This is a genomic window from Streptosporangium saharense (assembly GCF_014203715.1).
Classification (GTDB): domain Bacteria; phylum Actinomycetota; class Actinomycetes; order Streptosporangiales; family Streptosporangiaceae; genus Streptosporangium; species Streptosporangium saharense.
In genome coordinates this window covers 846,728-870,608 of sequence record NZ_JACHJP010000002.1, presented here as the reverse complement: position 1 = coordinate 870,608, position 23,881 = coordinate 846,728, and the positions used below count along the sequence as shown (strand labels likewise).

Below are 23,881 nucleotides of genomic sequence, written 5' to 3'. Positions count from 1 at the left end.
CCCGGACATGTCCCGGAGCAGCCGCGTCGCGCCCCCACGAGCGCCTTCTCCGGGTCGAGGATCGCTACGGGGAGAGCTGGACCGAGAGCGGGGGCACCCTCGGCGCGTTCGCCCGGCGCGAGGCGTGCGAGGCCGAGCTCATCAGCAGGCTGCCCACGGTGATCGCCGCCAGCAGGGCGAACCAGCCGACGACCCGTCCCATCCGCAGGCCGTACCCGCTGATGATCCAGTGCAGTGACAGCAGCCAGCGGCCGGAGGAGCGGCTGGTGGCGCGGCGCATCTCCATGGCCCCGAAGGCGAAGTCGGCCGCGGTCGCCTTGTCGTCGATCCCGGCGCGCAGCCGCGAGTACAGGACGGCGAGGCGGTGCGGAGCGGGCACGTCCTGCCCGGGGTCCGACCAGCCGCGCCAGGCGTGCTCGTCGGCCAGCGTCCGCCGGGGGGTCCACCAGCGCAGCGGCGGCCAGCGCGGCGCGAACCGCACCCCGCGCGGGGTCGTGGCGAACGCGCAGCCGGTCAGCCTGAGCCGCTCGGGGGTGCGGATCCCGGTGAACCGGCAGGCGCTGAGATCGACGGCGCTGAGCTGGAGCGCCTCGGCCTCAAGCCCGCACACGGAGGTCACCGAGGCCGTGCCGGTCCCGCTGACCGTGGCCTGGCCGCGTAGCGTCGCCCCCTCCAGGTCGGCGACCGCGCCGTCGAGGCGCACGCTCAGGCGGCCGGTCACCCGGATGCGCCGCAGGTCGACGGGGCAGTCGCGGGCCGCCAGGTCGAGGCCGTTGCCCGCCCACGCCCCCGTCAGGGCCAGCCGCCGGCCGACCGAGGCCGGGGCCAGGTAGCCGCCCGCCCAGAACCGCGTCGCCTCGAACCCGGCGAGACCGCCGAACTCCGTCTTCCTGAAGGAGACCGCCCTGCCGAACCGGCAGCCGCGGAAGGTCACGTCACCCTGGAAACGGGTGCCGTCGAAGGTGGCGAAGTCGTGGAACTCGGCCCCCTCGAAGGAGACGGTCCGCGCGAACCTCGCCGCGCCGAACAGGGCGTCCCTGCCCGTGGACACCCGGTCGAAGGCCGCGTGCCCGGTGACGTGGACGCCGTGCAGGGAGACCTCCCTGACGAACCTGACCTCCCTGAAGGAGACGTTCCCGGCGAACCGGGCGCCGACGAACGAGGCCAGGCGATGGAAACGGGCCTGGTCGAAGGAGACGTCCCCGCCGAACTCGACGTCGCAGAACCTGACGTCGTCGGGGAAGACGGCCAGGTCGAACCTGGCTCTGCCGAGACGGCCACGGGTGGGGGCGAGGACCCGGTCCAGCAGGTCCTTGCCGATGACGGTGCCCCGCAGGTCGATCGCGGAGCCGGGGGACAGGCCGCGGACGACCTCGTCGAGCTCGTGATGCTCCAGATGGGCCAGGCAGCGCCCGTACGGCTGCCGGGCCGATCCCGCGCACTCAGGGGAGGCGGCGCAGGTTATCCAACCCACGTCCAGAGTTCTCATAAAACAGTGATACCCCAGACGAAGCCTCGCGCGAGATCTACGTCATAGCAAGCTATAACTGATGCCTTTAGTCAGCACTTAGTGTCAAGATTCGCTGATTTCACCATCTAGCCATTTTCAAGTAAGTGTCGGCAGATCAAACCGGTTCTACGCTCCGCCTCATGCGTGCCTTATCCAGAGCCCTCTCCGCTCTGACCGTCCTCGGCGTCGCCGCGGCCACGGTCACCGCCCTCACCCCGGCCCCCGCCCTCGCCGACCCGGGAACCGTCGTCATCAGCCAGGTCTACGGCGCGGGCGGCAACAGCGGCGCACCCCTCGCCAACGACTTCGTCGAACTGTTCAACCGGAGCTCCGCGCCGGTCACGCTTGACGGCTGGTCCGTCCAGTACGGCAGCGCGACCGGCACCGGCACCTTCGCCGCCAACCCCGTCGTGCCGCTGTCCGGCACGCTGGAGCCCGGCCGCTACCACCTGGTCCAGCTCGCCGGGGGAAGCACCGGTGCCCCGCTGCCCACCCCGGACGCCACCGGGACGGCCAACATGAGCGCCACCTCGGGCAAGGTCGTCCTGGTCCGCTCCGCCCAGGGCCTGGCCTGCAACGGCGGCTCGACCCCCTGCTCACCCGAGCAGAGCGCCCTCATCGCCGACCTCGTCGGGTACGGCACCGCCAACTACGCCGAGGGCGTCCCGGCTCCCGCCCTGTCCGCGACGACGGCGGCCCTGCGCGGGGACCACGGCTGCGCCGACACCGACGTCAACGGCACCGACCTGGTGAGCGCGCCTCCCGCGCCGCGCAACGGGGCCACGGCCGCCGCGCCGTGCGGCACCCCTTCGCCCACTCCCACGGTCACGCCCACTCCCACGGTTTCGCCGACGGTCACGCCGACCGGGGAGCCGTGTCAGAGCCCCGCGACCCACCGGATCTCCCAGGTGCAGGGCAGCGGGGATGTCAGCCCGCTGGCGGGTCAGACCGTACGCGTCCAGGGCGTGGTGACCGGAGACTTCCAGCGGGCCGACCAGCTCGGCGGCTTCTTCCTGCAGGACACCGCCCCCGACGCCGACCCCGCCACCTCGGAGGGCCTGTTCGCCTACGGCCGCGACACGTTCAAGGACGTCAAGGCCGGGGACCGGGTGCTGGTCACCGGCAAGGTCGTCGAGTACAACGGCTGGACCGAGCTGTCGCCCGTCACCGCCGTCGACGTCTGCGGAACCGGCGCCGTCGCCCCGGCCAGGGTGAGCCTGCCGCGCCCCGCGGGCTCGACCCTCGAACCGGTCGAGAGCATGCTCGTCACCGTCACCGGGCCGCTGACCGTCACCGACCACTACAACCTGGGCCGCTACGGCGAACTCACCCTCTCCTCAGGAGGGCGCCTCTTCCAGGCGACCGACAGGCCCGGCGTCGACGAGGCCGCCAACCAGCGCCGCGCCCTGCTCCTCGACGACGGTTCGACCAGGGAGAACCCGCCGGTCATCCCCTACACGGACCCGCGCGTCGTCCGCCTCGGTGACACCACGCTCGGCGCCACCGGTGTCCTGGGGTACGGCTTCGGCGTCTACCGCCTCCAGCCGACCAAACCGGTCACCTTCCTGCGGACCAACCCCCGCCTGCCCGTGCCGCTGCCGGTGCTCGGCAACGTCAGGGTGGCCAGCCTCAACACCCTCAACTGGTTCACCACCCTGGGCTCACGCGGCGCCAACACCGCCGAGGAGCAGCGGCGGCAGCTCACCAAGCTGGTCGCCACGCTCAAGGGCCTGAACGCCGACGCGGTCGGTCTTATGGAGGTCCAGAACAACGGCCAGACCGCCGTCCAGGCTCTGGTCGACGCGCTCAACGCCGAAGTTGGCGCGGGCACCTACGCGGCGCTGACCCACCCCAACCCGGGCACCGACCTGATCCACGTCGCGGTGATCTACAAGCCTGCCAAGCTCACGCCCGTCGGCCCCGCCCGCTCCTCGGCCGACCCGGTCTTCAGGCGGCCCCCGCTGATCCAGACCTTCCGCAGGGTCCGGGGCGGCGAGCCGTTCACGGTGGTCGTCAACCACTTCAAGTCGAAGGGCTGCGACACCGCCGCCACCGGTCCCGACGCCGACCAGGGCGACGGCCAGGGCTGCTACAACGGCGAACGTGTCCGCCAGGCCAAGGCGACGCTGGACCTCGTCCAGAGCCTGCGGCTGCCCAACGCGCTGGTGCTCGGCGACCTCAACGCCTACGGCGAGGAGGACCCGATCGACACGCTTGAGACGGGCGGGCTGACCAGCCTCAGCAAGCGGTTCGTCCCGGCGCCGCTGCGCTACAGCTACCTCTACGACGGCCGCAGCGGGGAACTCGACCACGCCATGGCGGGCCGGGACCTGCTCAGGAGGGTGACGGGGGCGACGATCTGGCACGTCAACTCCGACGAGAGCCGCATCCTCGACTACAACACCGAGTACAACCCGCCCCAGCTCTACCGGCCGGACGCGTTCCGGTCTTCGGATCATGATCCCCTGGTGGTTGGCCTAATTCTGTAGCTTTTGCGCTGTGTCTCTTTGCGACGCCTGGCGGCGTCGCGGGCTTGGGCGCCTGAAGTCGGTGACTTCCCTCGTCACTCCTCCGCTGCGCTCCGTCGCTCCTCAGTCCAGCTCACCGACGCGCCCAAGCCGAAACTCCTCACGCACGGCACCGGTACCCCAAACCCTTCACACTTGGCGCCGGGGAGTTCAAGCCAAAACTCTGTGCTCACGGTGCCGGACCTGGCCATCTTTGATGGGGTGGGTTCGGCGCCGTCGGGGGGTCGGCGGGATGGAATGTCCGGGGGAGGGAAGTGGTTATGCGAGCCGTACAAGACGTGACAAGAAGAGGAGCCACAGGTGGCGACTATTGAGGTAACCGAGAAGAACTTCAACGAAATCGCCGACGAGGGCATCGTCCTGCTGGACTTCTGGGCGTCCTGGTGCGCGCCGTGCCGCATGTTCGGTCCGATTTTCGAGAAGTCCTCGGAGAAGCACAACGACATCAAGTTCGGGAAGATCGACACCGAGGCCGAGCAGGGGCTCGCGCAGGGCTTCGAGATCACCTCGATCCCCACGGTCATGGCCATCCGTGACGGCATCGTCGTCTTCGCCCAGCCCGGGGTGCTTCCCGAGCCCGCCCTTGAGGACCTCATCGGTCAGGTCCGGGCGCTCGACATGGAGGCGATCAGGGCCGAGCTGGCCAACGAGCTCCGCGCCCAGAACGACTGAGCTTCCCGGATTAAACGGGTACGAAAGGCCGCGAAGGGTCCCGCACCACCGGCGTGGGACCCTCGTATGTCACGAAAAAGCACGAAAAATCAGGATGAGCGGTAGAGCTCCGCGACCCGGAAGGCCATGTCCAGCGACTGGCTCCGGTTCAGCCGAGGGTCGCAGGCCGTCTCGTAGCGCAGCGCCAGGTCGTCCTCGGCGATCTCGTAGGCGCCACCCACACACTCGGTGACGTCGTCGCCGGTGAACTCGATGTGGATGCCGCCCGGGTGCGTGCCGAGCTCCCGGTGCACCTCGAAGAAGCCCGCGACCTCGTCGAGCACGTCGTCGAGACGCCGGGTCTTGTGGCCGCTGGGGGCCTCGAAGGTGTTGCCGTGCATCGGGTCGCAGATCCAGGCGATCTGGGCGCCGTTCGCGGTGACCTTCTCCACCAGGGCGGGCAGGTGCTCGCGGATCTTGGAGGCGCCCATCCTGGTGATGAACGTCAGGCGGCCAGGCTCGTTGTCGGGGTTGAGCTTGTCGACCAGCGCCAGGGCGTCCTCGGCAGTCGTCGTCGGGCCGAGCTTCACGCCGATCGGGTTGCGGATGCGGGAGAAGAACTCCACGTGCGCGCTGTCGAGCTGGCGGGTGCGCTCGCCGATCCAGACCATGTGCGCCGACACGTCGTACGGCTCGCCGGTCCTGGAGTCGACCCTGGTCAGCGCCCTGTCGTAGTCGAGGATGAGCGCCTCGTGCGAGGAGTAGAACTCCACGCCGTGGAACTCGGCCGGGTCGGCCCCGCAGGCGTGCATGAACGCCAGCGCCTGGTCGATCTCCCTGGCGAGCCGCTCGTAGCGCTTGCCCGCGGGGGACTCGCTCACGAAGTCCTGGTTCCAGGCGTGCACCTGCCGCAGGTCGGCGTAGCCCCCCTTGGTGAAGGCGCGGACCAGGTTCAGCGTCACCGCGGAGGAGTGGTAGGCGCGAAGCAGCCGTTCCGGGTTCGGGATGCGGGACTCGGGGGTGAAGTCGAAGCCGTTGACCATGTCGCCCCGGTAGGCGGGCAGCTCGACACCGTTGCGGACCTCGGTCCCCTTCGAGCGGGGCTTGGCGAACTGCCCCGCTATCCGGCCGATCTTCACCACGGGGACTCTCCCCGCGTAGGTGAGCACGATCGCCATCTGCAGCAGCGTCTTCAGCTTGTTGCGCACGCCGTCGGCGGTGGCCCCGGCGAACGTCTCGGCGCAGTCGCCACCCTGCAGCACGAAGGCCTCGCCACGCGTCACCGCCGCCAGCTCGGCCTTGAGGTTGTCACATTCCCCCGCGAAGACGAGGGGAGGAAGTACGGAAAGTTCGGCGACGACCTTGTCCAGCTCGCCGCGGTCGGGCCACTCGGGCTGCTGCGCCGCGGGAAGCTCCCGCCAGGAATCGAGGTAGTTGCTCACGACATACCAGGCTATTGCAACCTCGTGGACGAACCCACCTCAACGTCCACAGATTGAGAACCTCTTTGTTCCCCTGAAGGTGTCAGGGGGCCCGCGAGTGAGGGGCCGTGAGGTGGCCGAAGATCCGTTGCGGGTTCACGAGGGGCTCTTGACGTGTTCGGGAAGGACGCCGAGACCGATGAAACGGCGGGCCAGGGCGCCGGCCACGGGAAGGTGAGCGAGATCACGCGGCAGCCCCGCGGGGGCGCCTCGCCCGGCCAGCGTGGGCCGGATCAGCCGGTTCTGCACCACCCGCTGGGCGAACTGGGTCACCACGGTCGGCACCGTACGGCGACGCTGCACCCTGGCCAGCAGTGACTCGGGGATCTCCGCGCCGGAGGCCAGCGGTCCGGCCAGCAGGTTCGCCGCGGCGACCGCGTCCTGCACGGCCAGGTTGATGCCGACGCCGAAGACCGGCGACATGGCGTGCGCGGCGTCCCCGATGACGAGCAGGCCGGGCCGGTGCCAGCGGCGCAGCCGGTTGAGCGCGACCGAGAGCACGCTGACGTCCTCGAAGCCGGTCAGCCGCCCGGTGCGGTCGGCGAGGAAGGGCAGCAGCTCCGCCACCTGCCGCCTGAGCGTCCCGATGCCGTCTGCCCGCAGCGCGTCGAAGCCGCCCTTGGGGATGGCGTAGGCCAGCTGCCAGTAGGTTCCCCGGTCGATCACCACCATGAGCCTGCCGGACGAAAGACGCAGGAACGTCTCGTCCGGGTCGCTCTCCTCGCGCGGCAGCCGGAACCACACCACGTCCATCGGCACGCCGTGTTCGACCGGGACGAGCCCGGCGGCGCGCCGTACGTCCGAGTGGCGGCCGTCGGCGGCGACGGTCAGTGTCGCGCGCAGTTCGTGCTCGCCGTCGGGGTCGCGGTAGCGGACCCCGCGCACCGCGTCGCCCTCCCGGATCACGTCGTGCACCTCGGCGTTCATGATGAGCCGGAAGGTGGGGTAGCGCGCGGCGGCACCGGTCACCAGGTTGAGGAAGTCCCACTGCGGGACGAAGGCGATGTAGCGATACTCACCCCTCAACTTGGACAGGTCGGCGATCGGCCTCGTCCCCTCGTCGGTGTGCATGGCCATGGTGTGGGCCTTGTGGTGCGGCAGCCGCAGAAACTCCTCGGCGAGGCCGATCTCGTCCAGGACCTGCAGCGTCGAGGGGTGGATGGTGTCACCCCTGAAGTCGCGCAGGAAGTCGGAGTGCTTCTCCAGCAGCGTCACCTGGACGCCCGCCCTGGCCAGCAACAGCGCGAGCACGGCCCCGGCGGGGCCGCCCCCCGCGATCACGCATGTGTTCTGACTCATAATTCATCACCCAATGAAATTCTCGCACAGGCCGGTCCCGAAGGAAACCGTCCCCTCGTGTCCCGTGCGGAATCCCCGGGCGTTCAGAGCGGCGCCAGCGTCCAGGAGGTCTCGGCAGTCTCGCCGGGCCTGAGCACGACCAGGTCGACGCCCGAGTTGAAGGCGTCGGGCGGGCAGGTCATCGGCTCGACCGCCAGCCCCCGGTAGCCGAACCCGGTGCCGCTGCACACCTGCGCCCACGGCAGCTCGGCGGCCCGCCAGCTCAGCTCGACCCCGCCCTCGGGACCGCGCACCCGCACCCTGACCAGCCCGTCCTCCTCGGCCCGCAGCCCGGTGAAGGTGTGGTCGACAGCCTCGGCGCCGAGCCGCCTCGGTTTCCTGAAGTCGTACGGCGTGCCGGAGACGTCCTCAAGGGAGGCGGGAAGCATCCGCTCGTCGGGCAGCAGCACCCGGTCCGCGGGCATCAGGAGCTCGTAGTCCTCCACGTCCTCGCCCGCGAACAGCCAGGGATGCGGCGCGCAGCCGTACGGCGCGGCCCGCTCGCCGGTGTTCTCCGCGGTCAGCGTGGTGGTCAGGCCCTCGGGGGTCAGGTGGTGGAGCACCCGCAGGTCCAGGGTGAACGGGTAACCGGGCGACGGGGTGATCGTGTGCGCCAGCCGTACGTGGGAGGGGCCCATCTCGACGGGCAGCCACCTGACGTCGGCGACCAGCCCGTGCAGGGCGTTGCCCCTGGCCTCCTCGTTCATCGTGAGGTGGTGGGTCACGCCGCCGAAGGTGTAGCGCGCCCCGTCGATCCGGTTGGGCCAGGGAGCCAGCAGGGTGCCGCTGTAGAAGGGGACGGGTCCCTCAGGCGGCCAGCCCGCGACCAGGTCGCGACCGTCGTGCCTGAGCACGCGCACGGCCGCCGCGAACTGGCTGACCTCGGCGTACATGTCGCCGCCACGAAGGATGAACTGCCGGGACACAACTGTCCTTTCGCCGGGGGGTCAGGCGGAGGCTCGCTCCACCAGGTGCGTGTCGAGGATCACCACCGGCTGGTCGAGGTGCTCGCCGTTGATGCGGGCGACCAGGAGCTGGGCCATCTGACGCCCCATCGTCTCGGTCGGCTGGTGCACGGTGGTCAGCGGGGGGGAGGAATGGGCCCCGGCGGGCGAGTCGTCGAACCCGACAACCGCCACGTCGCCGGGCACGTCCCTGCCCTCCTGCCGCAGCACCCGCAGCGCGCCGAGCGCCATCGGGTCGGAGGCCGTGAAGACCGCGTCCAGCTCCGGATGCTCGGCCAGGAGCCCCAGCATGGCCCGCGCGCCGCTCTCCTCGCTGAAGTCGCCGTAGGCCACGATCTCCGGCATGCCCGTGGCGATCAGCGCGTCACGGTAGCCCGCGAGCCGGTCGACACCGACCCCCATGTCCTGCGGGCCCGCGATGGTGGCGATCCGCCCACGGCCCCTGCCCAGGAGGTACTTCACCGCCTGCCTGGCCCCGGCCCTGTTGTCCACGTCCACGTAACAGTAGGGGTCGAGCCCGACGGGCTTGCCGCCGATGACGGTCGGCACCCCCATCTCCTCAAGCCTGCCGGGCAGCGGGTCGGCCCCGTGCAGCGAGATCAGCAGCACCCCGTCCACGTGCTGGCCCGTCAGGTAGTGCTCAAGGCGCTCGTGGTCCTGCCGCGACTGGGCCATCGTCAGGATGAGCTGCAGGCCCGTCTCCGACAGCGCCGAGCCGATGCCGCGGATGGTCCCGGCGAAGTAGGGCTCGTCGAACACCCGCAGCTCCGACTCGGAGACCACCAGCGCGACGGTGTCCGTGCGCCGGGTGACCAGCGTGCGGGCCGCCCGGTTCGGGACGTAGCCGAGCTCCCTGATCGCCTGCTGTACGGCGTCGCGGGCCTTCTCACTCACCTTCGGCGAACCGTTGATCACCCGCGAGACCGTGCCACGTCCGACCCCGGCCAGGGCCGCGACCGCCTCAAGGGTCGGACGACGGTCGCCGTTCATGTTTCTCGCCCCCATGAAAGATTCTCCGGACTTCATTCTGTCGGACCGGTCAGGCCTCCACGCCTGATTGTCTCGGCATACCAAAGAGCGCTCTCCTTGGGAACTCTGCGTTGCGTGGGATAGTCGACGCGCACCAGCCCGAACCGCTTGCCGTATCCCCAGGCCCACTCGAAGTTGTCCAGCAGCGACCAGGCGAAGTAGCCGACCAGCGGCACCCCGTCCGTGATCGCCGCGTGGCAGGCGCGCAGGTGGGCCTCGATGTAGTCCCTGCGCTCCGGGTCGCGCACGAAGCCGTCGGCGTCGGGGGCGTCGTCGAAGGCGGCGCCGTTCTCCGAGACGACCAGCGGGATCCCCGGATAGTCCCTGGCGACCCGCAGCAGGACCTCGCGCAGCCCGTCGTGGTCGATCTCCCAGCCCATGCCGGTGACGGGACGCCCGCTCTCCGCGAAGGAGACGTGCTCGCTGCCCACCCAGGGCGAGCCGGTGCCCGTCGGCGCCGCCGCGGCGGAGACCGCGCCACCGGACGTCCCGGAGACGGTGAACCGGCTGTAGTAGTTGATCAGCAGCATGTCCATCGGGGCGGAGATGATCTCCATGTCCCCCTCCGCCGCCAGCCCGCCGGGCTCCCCGAGGTCGGCCAGGACGTCCGCCGGATACTCCCCCCTGAGCAGGGCGTCCAGGAACAGGCGGTTCTGCAGGCCGTCGACGCGGCGGGCGGCGTCCAGGTCCTCGGGGGAGCGCGACAGCGCCGAGACGGCGTAGAGGTTGACGCAGCCGCCGATCCTGCTGTCCGGCCGCCGGGCGCGCATGGCCGCCATGGCGAGCCCGTGGCCGAGCAGCAGGTGGTGGGCCGCGCGCACAGCCAGCGCGGGCTCCCGCCGTCCCGGGGCGTGCTCCCCGGAGGCGTAGCCCAGGAAGGCCGCGCACCACGGCTCGTTGACCGTGGCCCAGTTGCGCACCCGGTCCCCGAGCGCGTCGTGTACGGCCGCCGCGTAGTCGGCGAAGCGCAGGGCCGTGTCCCGCTCGGGCCAGCCACCCGCGTCCTCAAGGGCTTGGGGCAGGTCCCAGTGGTAGAGCGTCACCCACGGGTCGATCCCCTGGCCGAGCAGCTCGTCGACCAGCCTGCTGTAGAAGTCGAGCCCCCGCCGGTTGACCGCCCCGGCGCCGTCGGGCTGGACACGCGGCCAGGAGACGGAGAAGCGGTAGGCGCCCAGGCCGAGCCTGGCCATCAGCCCGACGTCGTCGCGGTAGCGGTGGTAGTGGTCGGCGGCGACGTCGGCGTTCTCGCCGTTCACCACCCGTCCCGGCTGACGGGCGAAGGTGTCCCAGATGGACGTGCCGCGCCCGTCCTCGAAGGCGGCGCCCTCGACCTGGTAGGCGGAGGTGGCCGCCCCCCAGGCGAAGTCCGCGGGGAACCTCAGCTCCTGACCCTGTTTCTGCTGCGTGGTCACGCCTTGACCGCACCTTCCATGAGACCGCCGACGATCTGACGGCCGAACACGACGAAAACAACGAAGAGAGGCAGGACCGAGACCGCCGTGCCGGTGAACAACATGACGTAGTCGGTGCCGTGGGCCTGGTTGAGCGCGGCGATCGAGGTCTGCACCACGGGGTTGTCCGGGTCCAGCACGATCAGCGGCCACATGAACTCGTTCCAGGTCTGCATGAAGACCAGCAGGGCCAGTACGGCCATGCCCGGCCTGAGGGCGGGCAGGATCACCCGGGCGTAGACGCCCACGGTCGAGGCGCCGTCCACGCGGGCGGCCTCGACCAGCTCGTCCGGCACGGCCTGGGAGACGTACTGGGTCATCATGAAGACCCCGAACCCGTTGACCAGGAAGGGCAGGATCACCGCCCTGAGCTGGCCTGTCCAGCCGAGGGCGACCATGAGCTCGTACAGCGGGACCACGCCCATCTGCTGGAGCGGGACCATCATCGTCACCAGGACCAGCCCGAGCAGCACCCGCCCGCCCCGGAAACGCAGCTTGGCGAAGGCGAACCCGGCCAGCGTGGAGATGAGGACCACAGAGACGGTCACGGTGACCGAGACGACTGCCGAGTTGACCAGGCCGGTGAGGAAGTGGGCGTCCTCGGTCGAGAGCAGCCGGGCGACGTTCTCCCCCAGGTGGCCGCCGGGCAGCAGCGGCGGGGGGACGTCGATCGCCTCCTCGTTGGTCCGGGTGGCCATGACGAACATGTAGTAGACGGGAAAGGCCGAGACCACGACGGCGAGGGCGAGCGTGGCCCTCGTCAGCGGTCCCGCGTCCCCTGGGCGGCTCATCGGGCGCCTCCGATCCGGCGGGTGAGCAGGTGGTTGACGAGCGTGCCGAGCAGGATCAGCACGAACAGCAGCCAGGCGGCGGCAGCGGCGTACCCGAGGTCGAAGTCGCGGAAGGCCTCCTTGACGACGAACATCGCCACCGTCTGGTACTGACCGGTCGCGCCGCCGCTCATCGTCGGGTTGCCGTCGAACATGACCGGCTCGGTGAACAGCGTCAGGCCGCCGATGGTCGAGACGAACACGACGAAGACGATCGTCGGGCGCAGCATCGGGACGGTGATCCGCCAGAACTGCCGCCTGGCGCTCGCGCCGTCGAGGGCGGCCGCCTCGTACAGGTCCCTGGGGATGGTCTGCATGGCGGCCAGCAGGATGATCGCGTTGTAGCCGGTCCAGCGCCAGTCGACCATCGTGGAGATCGCGATCCACGCGGACCACTTCTCGTTCTGCCAGTTGACCGCGTCGGCCCCGAACAGGCCGAGGAACCAGTTGACCATGCCGTAGTCGCGCCCGTAGAGCTGGGTGAAGACGACGGCGACCGCGACGACCGAGGTGACCAGCGGCAGCAGCACCCCCATGCGCAGGGCGAGCCTGCCCCGGATGCGCTTGTTGAGGGCGTTGGCCAGCAGCAGCGCCAGGACGAGCTGCGGGACCGTCGAGAGGACGAACATCCCGAGCGTGTTGACCACCGCGTTCCAGAACGCCTCGTCGGCGACCAGGGACAGGTAGTTGCCCGCCCCCACGAAGGTCCTGCTCCCGGCGAGCTCCCAGTCGTGCAAGGAGACCCAGAGGGTGTAGCCGAGCGGGAAGACCCCGAAGAGGACGAACAACACGAAGTACGGCGAGACAAAGAGATAGGGGGTGACCAGCAGGTCGAACCGGGTGAACAGCGCACCATCCCGTCTCCGTACGGCGCGCGACCCGGTCTTGGCCGGGGTTTCGGCGTGCAGGGTCATTGACCGGCCTTTCAGCGGACCTTCGACGGGTCCGGCCCCGGAACCCCCGGGGCCGGTGGGGGACAGGGGTCAGCCCGCGGCCTTGACCCCGGCGTCGAGGAACCTCTGCCAGGCCTGGTCGTAGGGGACCGAGCCCTGGTCCATGCCCTCAAGGATCTTCTCGACCGCGGTCTTCACCTGGGCGTGCTTCTCGCCGAGGAAGACCGGCCGCAGGTTCTCGACCGACGCGCCGAAGATCTTTCCGGTCGGCGCGTCGTTGAAGAACGGGTTCCTCAGGTCGCCGACCGCCGGGTCCCGCTGGGCGGGCAGGGAACTGGGGAAGGCGGCGGCCTCCTGGAAGGCCATGATCTGCCCCTCCTTGCCGGTGAGGTAGTTCACCACCTCGGCGGCCTCCTTGGGATGCTTGGACTGCTTGGTGACTGCGAGGTAGGAACCACCCCAGTTCCCGGCGCCACCCGGCACCGTCGCGACGTCCCACTTCCCCTTGCCCGAGTCGCCCGCCGCGCCGGAGACCACGCCGAGCATCCAGGCGGGGCAGCCCATCGTGGCGAAGCCGCCCTTCTTGATAGCGGCGTTCCACGGCGGGGTGAAGGAGGCCAGCTTGGCGGTCAGCCCGGCCTCGCTGAAGCTCCTGACCGTGTCGAAGGCGGTCCTCACAGCGGGGTTGGTGTCGATGACGAGCTTGTTGGCCTTGTCGATGTAGGTGATGTCGCCGTTCCTCTGCGCCTCCTGGGCGAGGATCACGTTGTAGAGGGTGTTCGGGCCGTCGAGGAAGCGCGGGTCGTCCTTGCCGGGGTTGGCGGCCTGGAACTTCTTGCCGACCTCCATGAAGGACGCCCAGTCGGGCCAGAGTTTGCCGACCTCCTCGCGGTCCGTGGGCAGGCCCGCCTTCTCGAACAGGTCGGTGCGGTAGCACATGGTCATGCCGCCGATGTCGGTGCCGAGGGCGAACAGCTTCCCCTCGGCGTTGACGCCGTTGTCCCACTTCGCCGGGGGGAAGTCGGCCTTGCGGCTGCCGAGGCCGTACTGCCCGAGATCGGTGAAGAACTGCGGCCGGGCCTTCATCAGGCCCATCGCGCCCTCGTCCAGGGCGACCACGTCGGCCGCGCCGCTGCCCGCCTGCAGCCGCTGGAGCAACTGGGGCAGGTAGACGTCCTCGAAGCGGTCGGTCAGGTTCTGGTACCTGATCTGGATGCCGGGGTGGGCGGCGTTCCAGGTCGCCGCGGCCTTGTCGTAGCCGAAGTTCTCGCCGCCGCCGAAGGTGTGGACGGTGATGACGACCGGTTCCGCCGCCGTGGACGCGGGGCCGTCCGCCTGGCCGGAGCCGCACGAGGTCAAGGCCAGCGCGACGGCCGTCATCGTCGTGACCGCGGCGAGCCTGCCACGCCGCCTGTCGTTCAACATTCCGGACCCCTCTCAGGTTGGTCGCCCGAATAGGTGGGAGGTGGTCGCCGCGGACGGTCCCCGACAGATACGATTCCGCGACGAGGCGGTTCCTCAGCGTGCTGGGAGCGCTCCCACGAAGCGTGGCCCACGGCGGGCCTGGCGTCAATACGCCGAGATGCAACCGTTACGGTCACCCGCTTTTCTCAGGATTTATGGGCATAAAAACCCCATAACGGGCGCAGAGTGTTTTGGGAGCGCTCCCACCACGACCGGAAACCGGAACGCCGAAAGGGCCGCGGCTCGGGGGAGCCGCGACCCTTTTCGGATGTGGGGGATCAACCGCCGCGGCGGGCGGGGTGTCCGCCGCGGAGGGGGGTGTCGTACGGCGGGGGCCGTACAGGGGAGATCGGGGGAGGGGGTGAGGGTCAGCTGTAGACCGGGTAGCCGTAGCCGACGACCTGGGAGGTCGGACGGACGCGCTGCTCGACCTTGCCGTTGCCGGTGTTGCCCTCGATCGTGGTGATCGTGCCGTTGCCGTTGTCCTGCTTCACGAAGCCGACGTGGTCGATCCCGTCGATGTCCTTGCTGCCCTGCCAGTCGAAGTAGACGACCGCGCCGGGCTTGGGGGCGGTGCCCCAGTGACCGTTCTCCTTGAACCACTTGGCGTGGGTGACGGTGTAGGCGTCCCAGCCCATGGTGGGGCGGATGCCGGCCTGCTCGCCGACCCAGGAGACGAACATCGCGCACCAGGGGGCGTTGGCGTAGTCCTGGATCCGGCCGCCGTCGCGGGCCGTGGTCTCCCTGGCGCGCTCGGTGGACATGTACCAGGACTGGAACTTGGTGCCGCCGCCCTGGGCGTTCTCGCTGACGCCGATCTGACGGGAGGCGATGTCCAGGATCTGCTGGGCGGACACCTTGGGCAGGCGCTCGGCCGCGGTCTGGAGGCTGGTCTTTGCGGTGCCGGCGCTCGCGTTCTGGACGGTGGCCGAGGTCTGCTCGGGGGTGTCCGCGAAGGCGGGGGCGGCGATGACCCCACCGCTGAGAGCGATGGTGGTGCCGAGGATGACACGGGCCAGGTAGTGCGTCTTGGGGGTGGAGGTAAGGCGGTGCTTGGCCATGGGGTATTGCTCCTTGCGTCGCTTCCATGCCGCCTACCGGGTTAGCTGACGGGTTCGGACTGGAAAGTGTCCTACAGCGCCTATGCGCTGATTCACCCCAAAAACTTGGGTCCCCGGTTCCGCGAAACTTGCGGATTCGGCGGCCGTGTCCATCGGATGGGGATCCACCTGATGGATCACGGTCGGGCAATGTGGTGGCAATGCGTTGACCTGTGAGGGTCTAGGCGTTCGCCACGAATTCGTTGAACGTACGTGAACCGGACAGACGATTACAAGTCCGACACATTGCCTTGGCTTTGGAATGGACCCCGAACGAGGGGGAAGACTGGGCCCTCACCCGACCTCGCCGATCTTCCTTTTGATGACGCAAACCCTTGCGGGAAAGGGGATCGCGGCATGACAGGTCATGTAAAAGGTAAGGAGCCGGGCTCCGCGTGCCAGGTAAACGTAGATCTTTTGGCCGACCCGCCCTTTGCCGGGTCAAGAGGGGGTCCCTTTACTCCCGGCCGGGGTGCTCACGGTCCGGGGCAGGGATCGGTCAAGGGCGTGCCGCGAGGGCGGTGAACCGTACGCCCGTGAGCTCCTCTGAGGCGTTCCACAGCCGCCGCGCCACGTCCTCGTCGCGGGCCCGCGCGGCGGGCGTCAGCACCCTGGGGCCGGGGCCGACGTACAGACCGCCGCTCACGCCGGGGGCGGTCGCGGCGTAAAGAGAGGGGAGCGCCCCCTTCTCCGGAGACTTGAGGGTCAGACGCATGAAGGCGGCGAGCGGCCGGGTGAACGCGCCCGGCCTGATGATGGAGGTGGCCGTCGGCCCGGGGTGCACGACCAGGCTGAGCAGCCTGTCCCCGGCCAGGCGCTGCAGTTCCAGGGCGAACAGCATGTTGGCCAGCTTCGACCGGGAGTAGCCGCCCAGGCGTCCGTAGCCGTTCTCCAGCCCCAGGTCGTCGAAGTCGATCCTGCCCATCGCGTGCGCGTCACTGCTGACCGTGACGACCCTGGCGGGCCGCCTCTCCAGTAACAGGGGTAACAGCAGCCCCGTCAGGGCGAAGTGCCCGAGGTGGTTGACGCCGAACTGCGACTCGAAGCCGTCGGCCGTCGTCTGACGAGGAATCAGGGCAACACCGGCATTGTTAACAAGAAGGTCGAGCGGTTCGTCGAAGCCGTCGGCGAGTGCCCGCACCGAGGCGAGATCGGCGAGATCCAGGATTCTCAGCTCGACCTTTCTCCCGGGGCCCTCGGGAACCGCGGCTTTGACCCTCTCCACCGCCACCTGGCCCCTGACCCGGTCACGCGCGGTCATGATCACCCTGGCGCCACGCCGGGCCAGGTGCAGGGCGGTCGCCAGCCCTATCCCGCTGTTGGCACCCGTGACCAGCGCCGTCTTACCAGACAGGTCGGGAATGTCATCAGTGGTCCACATGATTCGCATCTCCGGGGGCCCGCTGTACGAAACGGTTTCGTACACGACGGTAGATCGTTAAGAGTACGGCTCGCAAGAGGGCATATTCGTGTGTTCACCCGTAGTTCCCGGGCGTGTAAGACATCCGGGTTACGGTGAGGCGGTCGTGAACGGGTCATCGCCCGGCGTGGAGGACGGTCGAGACCACGCGCGGGAGCAGGGTTCGGCCGTCGCCTGGGTGGAGTCCCCGCTGCAGATGCTCTGCGCCGTGGAGGCCCACCACGCGGGGCTGCTCGGCACCCACGCACGGGTGATACCCAGGGCAGGGCTGCGCCCGCTGGTCGTCACCCGCCGTGAGATCACCAAACTCGGCCCGCCCGCCGGACTGGAACTCGCCGAGCCCTCACCCGAGATGCCCCGGCCCCGCAGGGGCACGACCTGGGCGGTCGGCGACGCCTTCTCCGGCAAGGTCCAGGCGGCCTGGCTCACCGCCCTGCCGGGACGGATCGTGATCGTCGACGACGGCCTGGCCACGATCAGGCTCCTGGAACTGCTCACCGGACGGTTCTGGACGCCCCTGCTGCGGGCCAGGGCCACCTCGGGCCCGCTCAGGAAGGCCCTGGGCTCCGCCGCGGGCATGAGGTTGCGGGCCGCCGCCCACGCGGGCGGCCTGTCGATCTTCACGGCGCTGCCCGTCCCCGACGACCTGGCGCGTGCCGTACGCGAACGGGGAGCCGAGCTGGTCACGCACGACTTCGCCTGGCTCAGGTCCCAGCCCATGCGCAGGCCGGGGCCGAGGGAGCGCACGGTCGTCCTGGGCACCTCCCTGGTCCGCAACGGCCTCATCCACCGCGACCACTACTTCGGGTGGCTGGCCGGACTCGGCTCGACCGGGCCCGTCGCCTACTTCCCGCACCGCAGGGAGGACCCCGGCGACCTCGCCAGGGTCGGGGAGCAGCCCGGGATCACCGTCTACGACGGCGGCGCCCCCGCCGAGATGACCCTGCGGGGACTGGGCGCCGAGCAGCGGGTCCTGAGCCTGCCCTCGACCGCGGTCACCTCCCTGCGCGTCCTGCTGTCGGCCCGCGGCGTCGTCGTGGAGACCGTGGACGTCCCCGACGAGTGGTGGACCGCCCAGGCGGCACCCTCCCTCAGAACCCATCTGTCAATGTTCGCCCATCACGACACTGGAGTCACAGGTTGAAGGTCCTGGCCGTGGCCGACTCGGATTCCTACCTGAAGTGGGCCGCCTACCTGCTTGAGGGCCTGCCCTCGGGCTGTACGGCGGAGCTGACGGTGGTCCGTACTCCCATCACGCCCTCACCGGCCCAGATCCACGCGGCCGTGGCCGGGGCGGCCGGGGATCCGCCCGTGCTGTCCGCCAGGGCCCTGCGCCGGGCCGCCGAGCGGTTCAGGCCCGACGTGGTGCTGGTCGCCTGCACGGGACCCGTGGTGGACGTGCTGGTCAGCGAGGTCCTCTCCGGCCTCGCCCCACGGCCCGTCTTCGTCTCCGGCCTGCCGGGCATCTCCATCCCGGCGACGGAGAAGGCGTGGATCTTCCGCAGCGGCTGCGACCTGTTCGTCCTGCACAGCGGCCGGGAGGTCGAGGAGTTCTCCGCCATCGGCAAGGAACTCGGCGGCGGAGGCCAGATCGGCCTCACCCGGCTGCCGTTCCTGCGCGACGGCGGGCAGGTCCCCGCGACCGGCCCCCGTGACCGCGTCGTGTTCGCCACCCAGGCCAAGGTGCCGAAACGCAGGGAGGACCGGGAACGGATCCTGCTCGCGCTGGCCGACCTGGCCGGACACCGCCCCGACCTGGATGTCGTCGTCAAACTGCGCGCCCTGGACAACGAACGCCAGACCCACAACGAACGCCACGGCTACCAGCGCCTGTGGCAGAGCCTGGAGACCGAGGGACGGGTCAGCCCCGGCGCGGTGCGCTTCGCCGCCGGAGCCATGCACGAGCACCTGGCGCACGCCGCCGGGTTCGTCACCGTCAGCTCGACCGCCGCCCTTGAGGCCATCGCCCAGGACGTGCCGCTGCTGGTGCTGTCCGACTTCGGCGTCAGCGCCGAGATGATCAACCTGGTCTTCGAGGGCAGCGGCCTGCTCGGCACCCTGGACGACCTGGCCCAGGGTCGCTTCCACAGCCCGGACGCGGCCTGGTGCGGGGCGAACTACTTCCACCCGAACGGCGAGAGCGACTGGGTCTCGCAGATGGTCAGCCTCGTCGGCCAGGCCCGCTCGGGACGCCTCATCCCGGCCACCTCCCTCCTGGACGGCCCCCAGTACGCCGCCGCCCGCCGCCGCGCCCGCCTACGCGTCGAGGTCCCCCCCAACGTCCTGCGCGTGGGTTACCGGGCCAAACGCCGGATGCGCAGGTATTTGCGCTTATAGGCGGAGTTGTGCTTGCTTTGCGCCGCCTGGCGGCGGCGCGGGCTTGGCTGTGCTTGCTTTTGCGGCGCCTTCGGCGCCGCGAGGGCTTGGGCGCCTGAAGTCGGTGACTTCCCTCGTCGCTCCTCCGCTGCGCTCCGTCGCTCCTCAGTCCAGTTCACCGACGCGCCCAAGCCGAAACTCCTCACGCACGGCACCGGTAACCCCAACTCTTCACGCGCGGCGTCGGGAGCGTCGGGTCAGGAGAGGGCTCTGGAGAGGCGGCGGCGGAGTTTGTCCAGGGGGCCGGGGGTGGGTTTGGCCGGGGAGCGGGGGAGCAGGTCGAGGGCCGTCAGGCGCTGGCGCTTGAAGTAGCGGGCGGGGCCGTTGGCCTCCAGATAGGCGACGGCCCGCTCCCGCAGCTCCGGATGGGTGTCGCTCTGCATGCAGTAGCCGACGGCGCCGACCAGCGCGGGAAGGTCCACCGGGGGCGGCTCCTCCAGCGAGCCGTCCGGGGAAAGGCGTGGCAGCAGGGCGTCGGTGATCGTGACCGGGACACGGTTGCTGTTCTCGTACGGCGCCAGCCGTTCGAGCACCAGGTCACCCCCGAGCGTCGCCACAGGAAGGCCGAACTGCCTGCTCGCGGTGACCAGGGCCGTGGAGAAGCAGCCGACGACCAGCTCCGGCGCCAGCGTGGCGAAGCACGACTCGGCGGGGACGCTCTCCCCGACGACCGTCAACGTCACCCCCAGCTCCGTGGCCGTCTCGCGGAGCCGCTGGGCGTGCCGCCGCCCGCCCGCGGGGTGCGGCTTGAACAGCACCGAGCGGAACCCCCTGGCGGCCAGGCCGCGCAGCATGTCCGCGTGCAGCCCGGCCTCCTCGTCCTGGGTGACGATGTCGAGCGCCGACAGGTACTGGCCGAGGATCATCGCCTGGCCCCGGGGGAGGTCCCGGGTACCGTGCGTGAGCCGTTCCGTCTGGGCGACGACCTCAAGGAAGGCCCGGTCGGGCAGGGCGCGCGCGGGCACGCCGTACTCGGACAGCAGCAGCGGCGACAGGCCCGGCACGAGGTCCAGGTGGAGCAGGCGGGTGATCCGCCCGGAGATCTCCTGCGGCAGGGGGTCGCGGGTCGGGCCGTAGCTCATCAGGCCGTCGGAGTAGACCGTGATCGGGCAGTCCTTGACCAGACCGGCGATCGTCCTGGCGGGCGGCACCGCGATGGACTCCAGGACCAGCTCCTGAGGCCCCTCCTCCAGGGAGAGGTGGGAGCGCAGGAGACGGCCCAGCATCGGGACCTCGATGACGCGGGCCTTCCAGTCGGAGGGGTGCAGCGGCGCCACGATGTCGTTCCACGACCACACCTCGTCGAAGCGCGGGCGCAGCGCGGCGAAGCCGGGGGCCTGGTCGAGGGAGGGGGTGATCTCCGGGATGGCCGCGTTGTTCGAGACCAGCAGGATCCTTCGGCCCGGGTTCGGGCCGAAGAGGCCCTCGTCGATCGCCGCCCCGAGCGTCATCGCGCCGAACAGTGTCGAGGCGTAGAACAACTGTGTCATCGGGTCTCCAACAGCCTCTGCAGGATCTGGTCACGTTCCGGGTCCAGCCGATTCGCGGCGAGCAGGTCGGAGGGTAGCCGCCTGAGGGCCTCGGCGCCGCGCTCCTCGAAGCGGACGCGCAGGTCGGGGGAGAAGCGGTCGGCCAGTTCGAGGTGGTGGGCCAGCAGGGCGCAGAAGGTGCGCACCGCCTTCGGGGCGAACTCCTCCTCCAGGTCGGCGAAGACCAGGTCGAAGGCGTCGAAGAAGTGCAGCTGCCTGGCGTCGCCCACCTGGGTCAGCGACCCCGCGACCATCCTCCGGTAGAACAGGCCCGCCAGCGAGACCACCGCGAACGACCCCGCCTGCCGGTGCAGGCGCCAGATCCACGGCCGGTCCTCCGCGGTGTGCAGGTGCCCGGGGAAGGTCAGCAGCTCACCCAGGTCACGACGGTAGATCCCGGCCCACGCGTAGGGGTAGTCGACCATCGTCTTCACCCCCGCGGGCAGGATGTGGTCGCGGGGCTTGACCACTGTTTCCCGTACGGCCAGCGGCGCCCGGTGGATCACACGCTTGCGCCCCTCCGCCTGGACGTGGTCCACCCGGACGAAGTCGCAGCCGAGCCGTTCGATGGCCCCGACCAGCTCGGCGAGATAGCCGGGCGCCAGCCAGTCGTCGCCGTCCATGAAGGTCAGGTAGCGCCCCGAGGCCAGCGAGGTCCCAAGGTTACGGGCGTCGGCCAGCCCGACCGGCGCCTCGTTGCGCAGCACGACCAGACCGGGCAGCTCGTCGCGGAAATCATCGATGATCTGCCCGGTCGCGTCCGTCGATCCGTCGTCGACCACGATGAACTCGAAGTCCCTGCGCGCGTTCCTGCCCAGCGAGGTCAACGCGTCGGAGATGTAGAGCTCGGCGTCCTTCACCGGGACGACAACGGACAACGTGATCAAGTTTCCCCTTTTCTATTTGAACCCGCCCAGACCCTTCACCCCCGGCGCCGGGAGTGAAGGGTCTGGGTTACCGGTGCCGTGCGTGAGGAGTGTCCGGCTTGGGCACGTCGGCGATTGGACTGAGGAGCGGCTTGGGCGCGTCGGTGTCTGGACTGAGGAGTGGGGGAGCGAAGCGGAGGAGCGACGAGGGAAGTCACCGACTTGGGGCGCCCAAGCCCGCGGTGCCGCCAGGCGCCGCAAAGAGGTGCAGCAGCGCAGCGGAGGAGTGACGAGGGAAGTCACCGACTTCAGGCGCCCAAGCCCGCGCTGCCGGAGGCAGCGCAATCAAACACGCACGCGGCGCAGGCGAGCCTTCGGTGCCTCCTCGCCCGGGAAGACGCGCTTGACGCCGTCACCGAGGGCGGTCTCGATGATGCGGATGTCGCGGACCAGGTGCTCAAGGCCCGAGGGCTCAAGCGAGGCGGCGTGGTCGGAGCCCCACATCGTGCGGTCCAGCGTGATGTGCCGTTCGACGGTCACCGCGCCCAGCGTCACCGCGGCCAGGGAGATCTGCAGGCCGCGCTCGTGGCCGGAGTAGCCGACGGGCACGCCGTACCGCTCCTGGAGGGTGACGATCGTGCGGAGGTTGGCCTCCTCGGGAGGCAGCGGGTAGGTGGAGGTCGCGTGCATCAGCACCAGCTTGGAGGTGCCGAGGATCTCCACGGCCCTGTCGATCTCCTCAAGGGTGGACATGCCGGTCGAGAGGATGATCGGCTTGCCGGTGGCGGCCAGCGCGCGCAGCAGTTCCAGGTCGGTGACGCTGGCCGAGGCGACCTTGTGCGTGACGACGTCCATGGCCTCAAGGAACTCGACCGAGGGCACGTCCCACGGCGAGGCGAACCAGTGCAGGCCGCGTTCCTGGCAGTACTTGGCGATCTCGGTGTACTCGTCGAGACCGAACTCGGTCCTGACCTTGTACTCCATGTAGGTCATCTCGCCCCACGGCGTCTGCCGGATCTGGTCGCGCTGTTCGAGCGGGACGCAGATCTCCGGGGTGCGCTTCTGGAACTTGACGGCCTGGCAGCCCGCGTCGGCGGCCACGTCGATGAGCTTTCGCGCGATGTCGAGGTCGCCGTTGTGGTTGATGCCGATCTCGCCGATCACGTAGACCGGGTGGCCCGTGCCGATCAGCGCGTCACCGACCTGGACGGGCTTGGCGACCGGGGTGAGCCGCAGCTCGGTCCTGGGGGCGGGCGCGGACGCCGTCTCCTCGACCGGGCGCGCGGCCAGGACACGCTCACACAGTTCCCGTACGGCTCCCGCCCCGCCGGGCCTGGTCAGCACGGTCCTGGCGGCGGCGCGGACCCTGGGGTGGGCGTCGGGGACGGTGACGGGCCAGCCGACGTCGCCCATCGGGCCGAGGTCGTTGACGTCGTTGCCGACGTAGGCGACGCGGGAGGGGTCGATGCCCTCGATGGCCAGCCAGTCGCGCAGCACGGTCCGCTTGTCGGTCAGGCCCTGCAGGACGGGCACGCCGAGCTTGCGGGCGCGGGCGGTGACGACCGGGTTCTGCTCGGTCGACATGATCATCAGCTTGACGCCGGCCGCGCGCAGCAGGGAGATGCCCATGCCGTCGGAGCGGCTGACCACGACGCTCTCGTGGCCGTCCTGGTCGACGTAGGCGCGGTCGTCGGTGTGCACGCCGTCGAAGTCGGTGATCACGGCGTCCACGTCGATCGGCTCGGGCTCGTCGACGAACGGCGCGAGGGCCCTGACGATCTCCAGGTCCTCGGGGGAGTCGATCTCGACGGCGTGCCGGACGGGGACGGGCTGTACGGCGACGGCGCCGAAGAAGCGGTGGCCGTGCTCGCGCAGGCCCTCGGTGCGCATCACGTAGAAGGCGCCGGTCTCGCGGTAGTCGGGGGCGCGGTCCTGGCGGCGCGGCCGGTGGGCGGGGTCGTGGTTGATGCCCGCGCCCGCCGCGTTCCACAGGAACTCGTGCGTCTCAAGGCCGGAGAACACCACGTCCGCGGTGCCGTCGAGGACCTTGACGATCGCGCTGTCCAGGTCGCCCGGGTCGATGAAGGCGCTGGTGCACTGCACCAGGACGACCACGTCCGGCACGTCGGACAGGTGGTCGAGGACGTGCAGGACGGCCGACTCGCTGGAGGCGGTGGCGCCGCTCAGCTCCTCGGGGCGTTCGATCACGACCGCCCCCACCTCGCGGGCCGCCTCGGCGATCCCCCCGTGGTCGGTGCTGACCACGACCTCGTCGATCAGCTCGGCCCGCAGGCAGGCTTTGACCGCACGGGCGACCAGGGGGACGCCGCCGACCGCGGCCAGGTTCTTCAGCGGGACGCCCGCCGATCCTCCACGGGCGGGGACAACGGCCAGGACTCGCAAGGTTGCTCCTCGTGACATGCGGCAAATGCCCCTGAGCTGGGGCGTTT

At 70.1% G+C, this 23,881-nt stretch carries 18 protein-coding genes and 1 riboswitch; of the genes, 4 read left to right on the top strand and 14 right to left on the bottom strand.

The features are described 5' to 3' along the window. Positions 1–64: 64 nt before the first annotated feature. Positions 65–1,489, bottom strand: a complete 1,425-nt coding sequence (locus FHS44_RS12840) for a pentapeptide repeat-containing protein (protein ID WP_184714190.1) — start codon at positions 1,487–1,489, stop codon at positions 65–67. Positions 1,490–1,650: 161 nt separating this feature from the next. Between FHS44_RS12840 and FHS44_RS12835 the strand changes: the two genes are divergently transcribed. Both FHS44_RS12835 and trxA read left to right on the top strand, forming a co-directional pair. Next, positions 1,651–3,999, top strand: a complete 2,349-nt coding sequence (locus FHS44_RS12835; RefSeq protein WP_184714189.1) for an ExeM/NucH family extracellular endonuclease — start codon at positions 1,651–1,653, stop codon at positions 3,997–3,999. A 339-nt stretch (positions 4,000–4,338) separates the two neighbouring features. Beyond that, positions 4,339–4,710, top strand: a complete 372-nt coding sequence (trxA, locus tag FHS44_RS12830; RefSeq protein ID WP_184714188.1) for a thioredoxin — start codon at positions 4,339–4,341, stop codon at positions 4,708–4,710. Between the two features lie 89 nt (positions 4,711–4,799). Here the strand turns inward: trxA and FHS44_RS12825 are convergent, their stop codons facing one another. From FHS44_RS12825 to FHS44_RS12780, 10 genes are all read right to left on the bottom strand, one after another. Next, a complete protein-coding gene (locus FHS44_RS12825; RefSeq protein WP_184714187.1) occupies positions 4,800–6,131 on the bottom strand; it encodes a class II 3-deoxy-7-phosphoheptulonate synthase in 1,332 nt (443 codons plus the stop codon). 135 nt (positions 6,132–6,266) lie between these two features. After that, on the bottom strand, positions 6,267–7,469 hold the full coding sequence (locus FHS44_RS12820) for an FAD-dependent oxidoreductase (RefSeq protein WP_184714186.1): 1,203 nt from the start codon (positions 7,467–7,469) through the stop codon (positions 6,267–6,269). A gap of 83 nt (positions 7,470–7,552) precedes the next feature. Continuing rightward, the gene (locus FHS44_RS12815) at positions 7,553–8,434 is read right to left on the bottom strand and encodes an aldose 1-epimerase family protein (protein WP_312863631.1); all 882 of its coding nucleotides are present in this window, start codon (positions 8,432–8,434) and stop codon (positions 7,553–7,555) included. A 21-nt stretch (positions 8,435–8,455) separates the two neighbouring features. Then, a complete protein-coding gene (locus FHS44_RS12810) occupies positions 8,456–9,463 on the bottom strand; it encodes a LacI family DNA-binding transcriptional regulator (protein ID WP_184714185.1) in 1,008 nt (335 codons plus the stop codon). A gap of 32 nt (positions 9,464–9,495) precedes the next feature. Further along, the gene (locus FHS44_RS12805) at positions 9,496–10,914 is read right to left on the bottom strand and encodes a GH1 family beta-glucosidase (protein ID WP_184714184.1); all 1,419 of its coding nucleotides are present in this window, start codon (positions 10,912–10,914) and stop codon (positions 9,496–9,498) included. After that, positions 10,911–11,744: a carbohydrate ABC transporter permease gene (locus tag FHS44_RS12800; RefSeq protein ID WP_184714183.1), complete on the bottom strand. Its 834-nt coding sequence runs from the start codon at positions 11,742–11,744 to the stop codon at positions 10,911–10,913. The genes FHS44_RS12805 and FHS44_RS12800 overlap by 4 nt, the downstream gene beginning before the upstream one ends. After that, positions 11,741–12,697 carry a carbohydrate ABC transporter permease gene (locus FHS44_RS12795; RefSeq protein ID WP_184714182.1) on the bottom strand — a complete coding sequence of 319 codons (957 nt, stop codon included), beginning with the start codon at positions 12,695–12,697 and terminating at the stop codon, positions 11,741–11,743. The genes FHS44_RS12800 and FHS44_RS12795 overlap by 4 nt, the downstream gene beginning before the upstream one ends. Before the next feature lie 69 nt (positions 12,698–12,766). After that, positions 12,767–14,101 carry an ABC transporter substrate-binding protein gene (locus FHS44_RS12790; protein WP_184714181.1) on the bottom strand — a complete coding sequence of 445 codons (1,335 nt, stop codon included), beginning with the start codon at positions 14,099–14,101 and terminating at the stop codon, positions 12,767–12,769. Positions 14,102–14,508: 407 nt separating this feature from the next. Next, entirely contained in the window at positions 14,509–15,201 is a 693-nt protein-coding gene (locus FHS44_RS12785; RefSeq protein ID WP_184714180.1) for a CHAP domain-containing protein, read from the bottom strand. A 15-nt stretch (positions 15,202–15,216) separates the two neighbouring features. Next, positions 15,217–15,353, bottom strand: a riboswitch (cyclic di-AMP (ydaO/yuaA leader). Positions 15,354–15,739: 386 nt separating this feature from the next. Next, positions 15,740–16,621 (bottom strand): oxidoreductase, encoded by an 882-nt coding sequence (locus FHS44_RS12780; RefSeq protein WP_184714179.1) that lies wholly within the window; start codon positions 16,619–16,621, stop codon positions 15,740–15,742. 145 nt (positions 16,622–16,766) lie between these two features. On the opposite strand from FHS44_RS12780, the gene FHS44_RS12775 reads away from it, so the two are divergent. Next, positions 16,767–17,804: a hypothetical protein gene (locus tag FHS44_RS12775; RefSeq protein ID WP_184714178.1), complete on the top strand. Its 1,038-nt coding sequence runs from the start codon at positions 16,767–16,769 to the stop codon at positions 17,802–17,804. A gap of 11 nt (positions 17,805–17,815) precedes the next feature. After that, positions 17,816–18,997: a DUF6716 putative glycosyltransferase gene (locus FHS44_RS12770; protein WP_312863630.1), complete on the top strand. Its 1,182-nt coding sequence runs from the start codon at positions 17,816–17,818 to the stop codon at positions 18,995–18,997. A gap of 236 nt (positions 18,998–19,233) precedes the next feature. On the opposite strand, the gene FHS44_RS12765 is transcribed toward FHS44_RS12770, so the two are convergent. The 3 genes from FHS44_RS12765 to FHS44_RS12755 form a co-directional block, all read right to left on the bottom strand. Next, positions 19,234–20,526, bottom strand: coding sequence for a polysialyltransferase family glycosyltransferase (locus tag FHS44_RS12765; RefSeq protein WP_184714176.1), 1,293 nt, complete (start codon positions 20,524–20,526; stop codon positions 19,234–19,236). Continuing rightward, positions 20,523–21,452, bottom strand: coding sequence for a glycosyltransferase family 2 protein (locus FHS44_RS12760; protein ID WP_184714175.1), 930 nt, complete (start codon positions 21,450–21,452; stop codon positions 20,523–20,525). The genes FHS44_RS12765 and FHS44_RS12760 overlap by 4 nt, the downstream gene beginning before the upstream one ends. Before the next feature lie 324 nt (positions 21,453–21,776). Further along, entirely contained in the window at positions 21,777–23,834 is a 2,058-nt protein-coding gene (locus tag FHS44_RS12755) for an N-acetylneuraminate synthase family protein (RefSeq protein ID WP_246435410.1), read from the bottom strand. Positions 23,835–23,881: the final 47 nt, after the last annotated feature.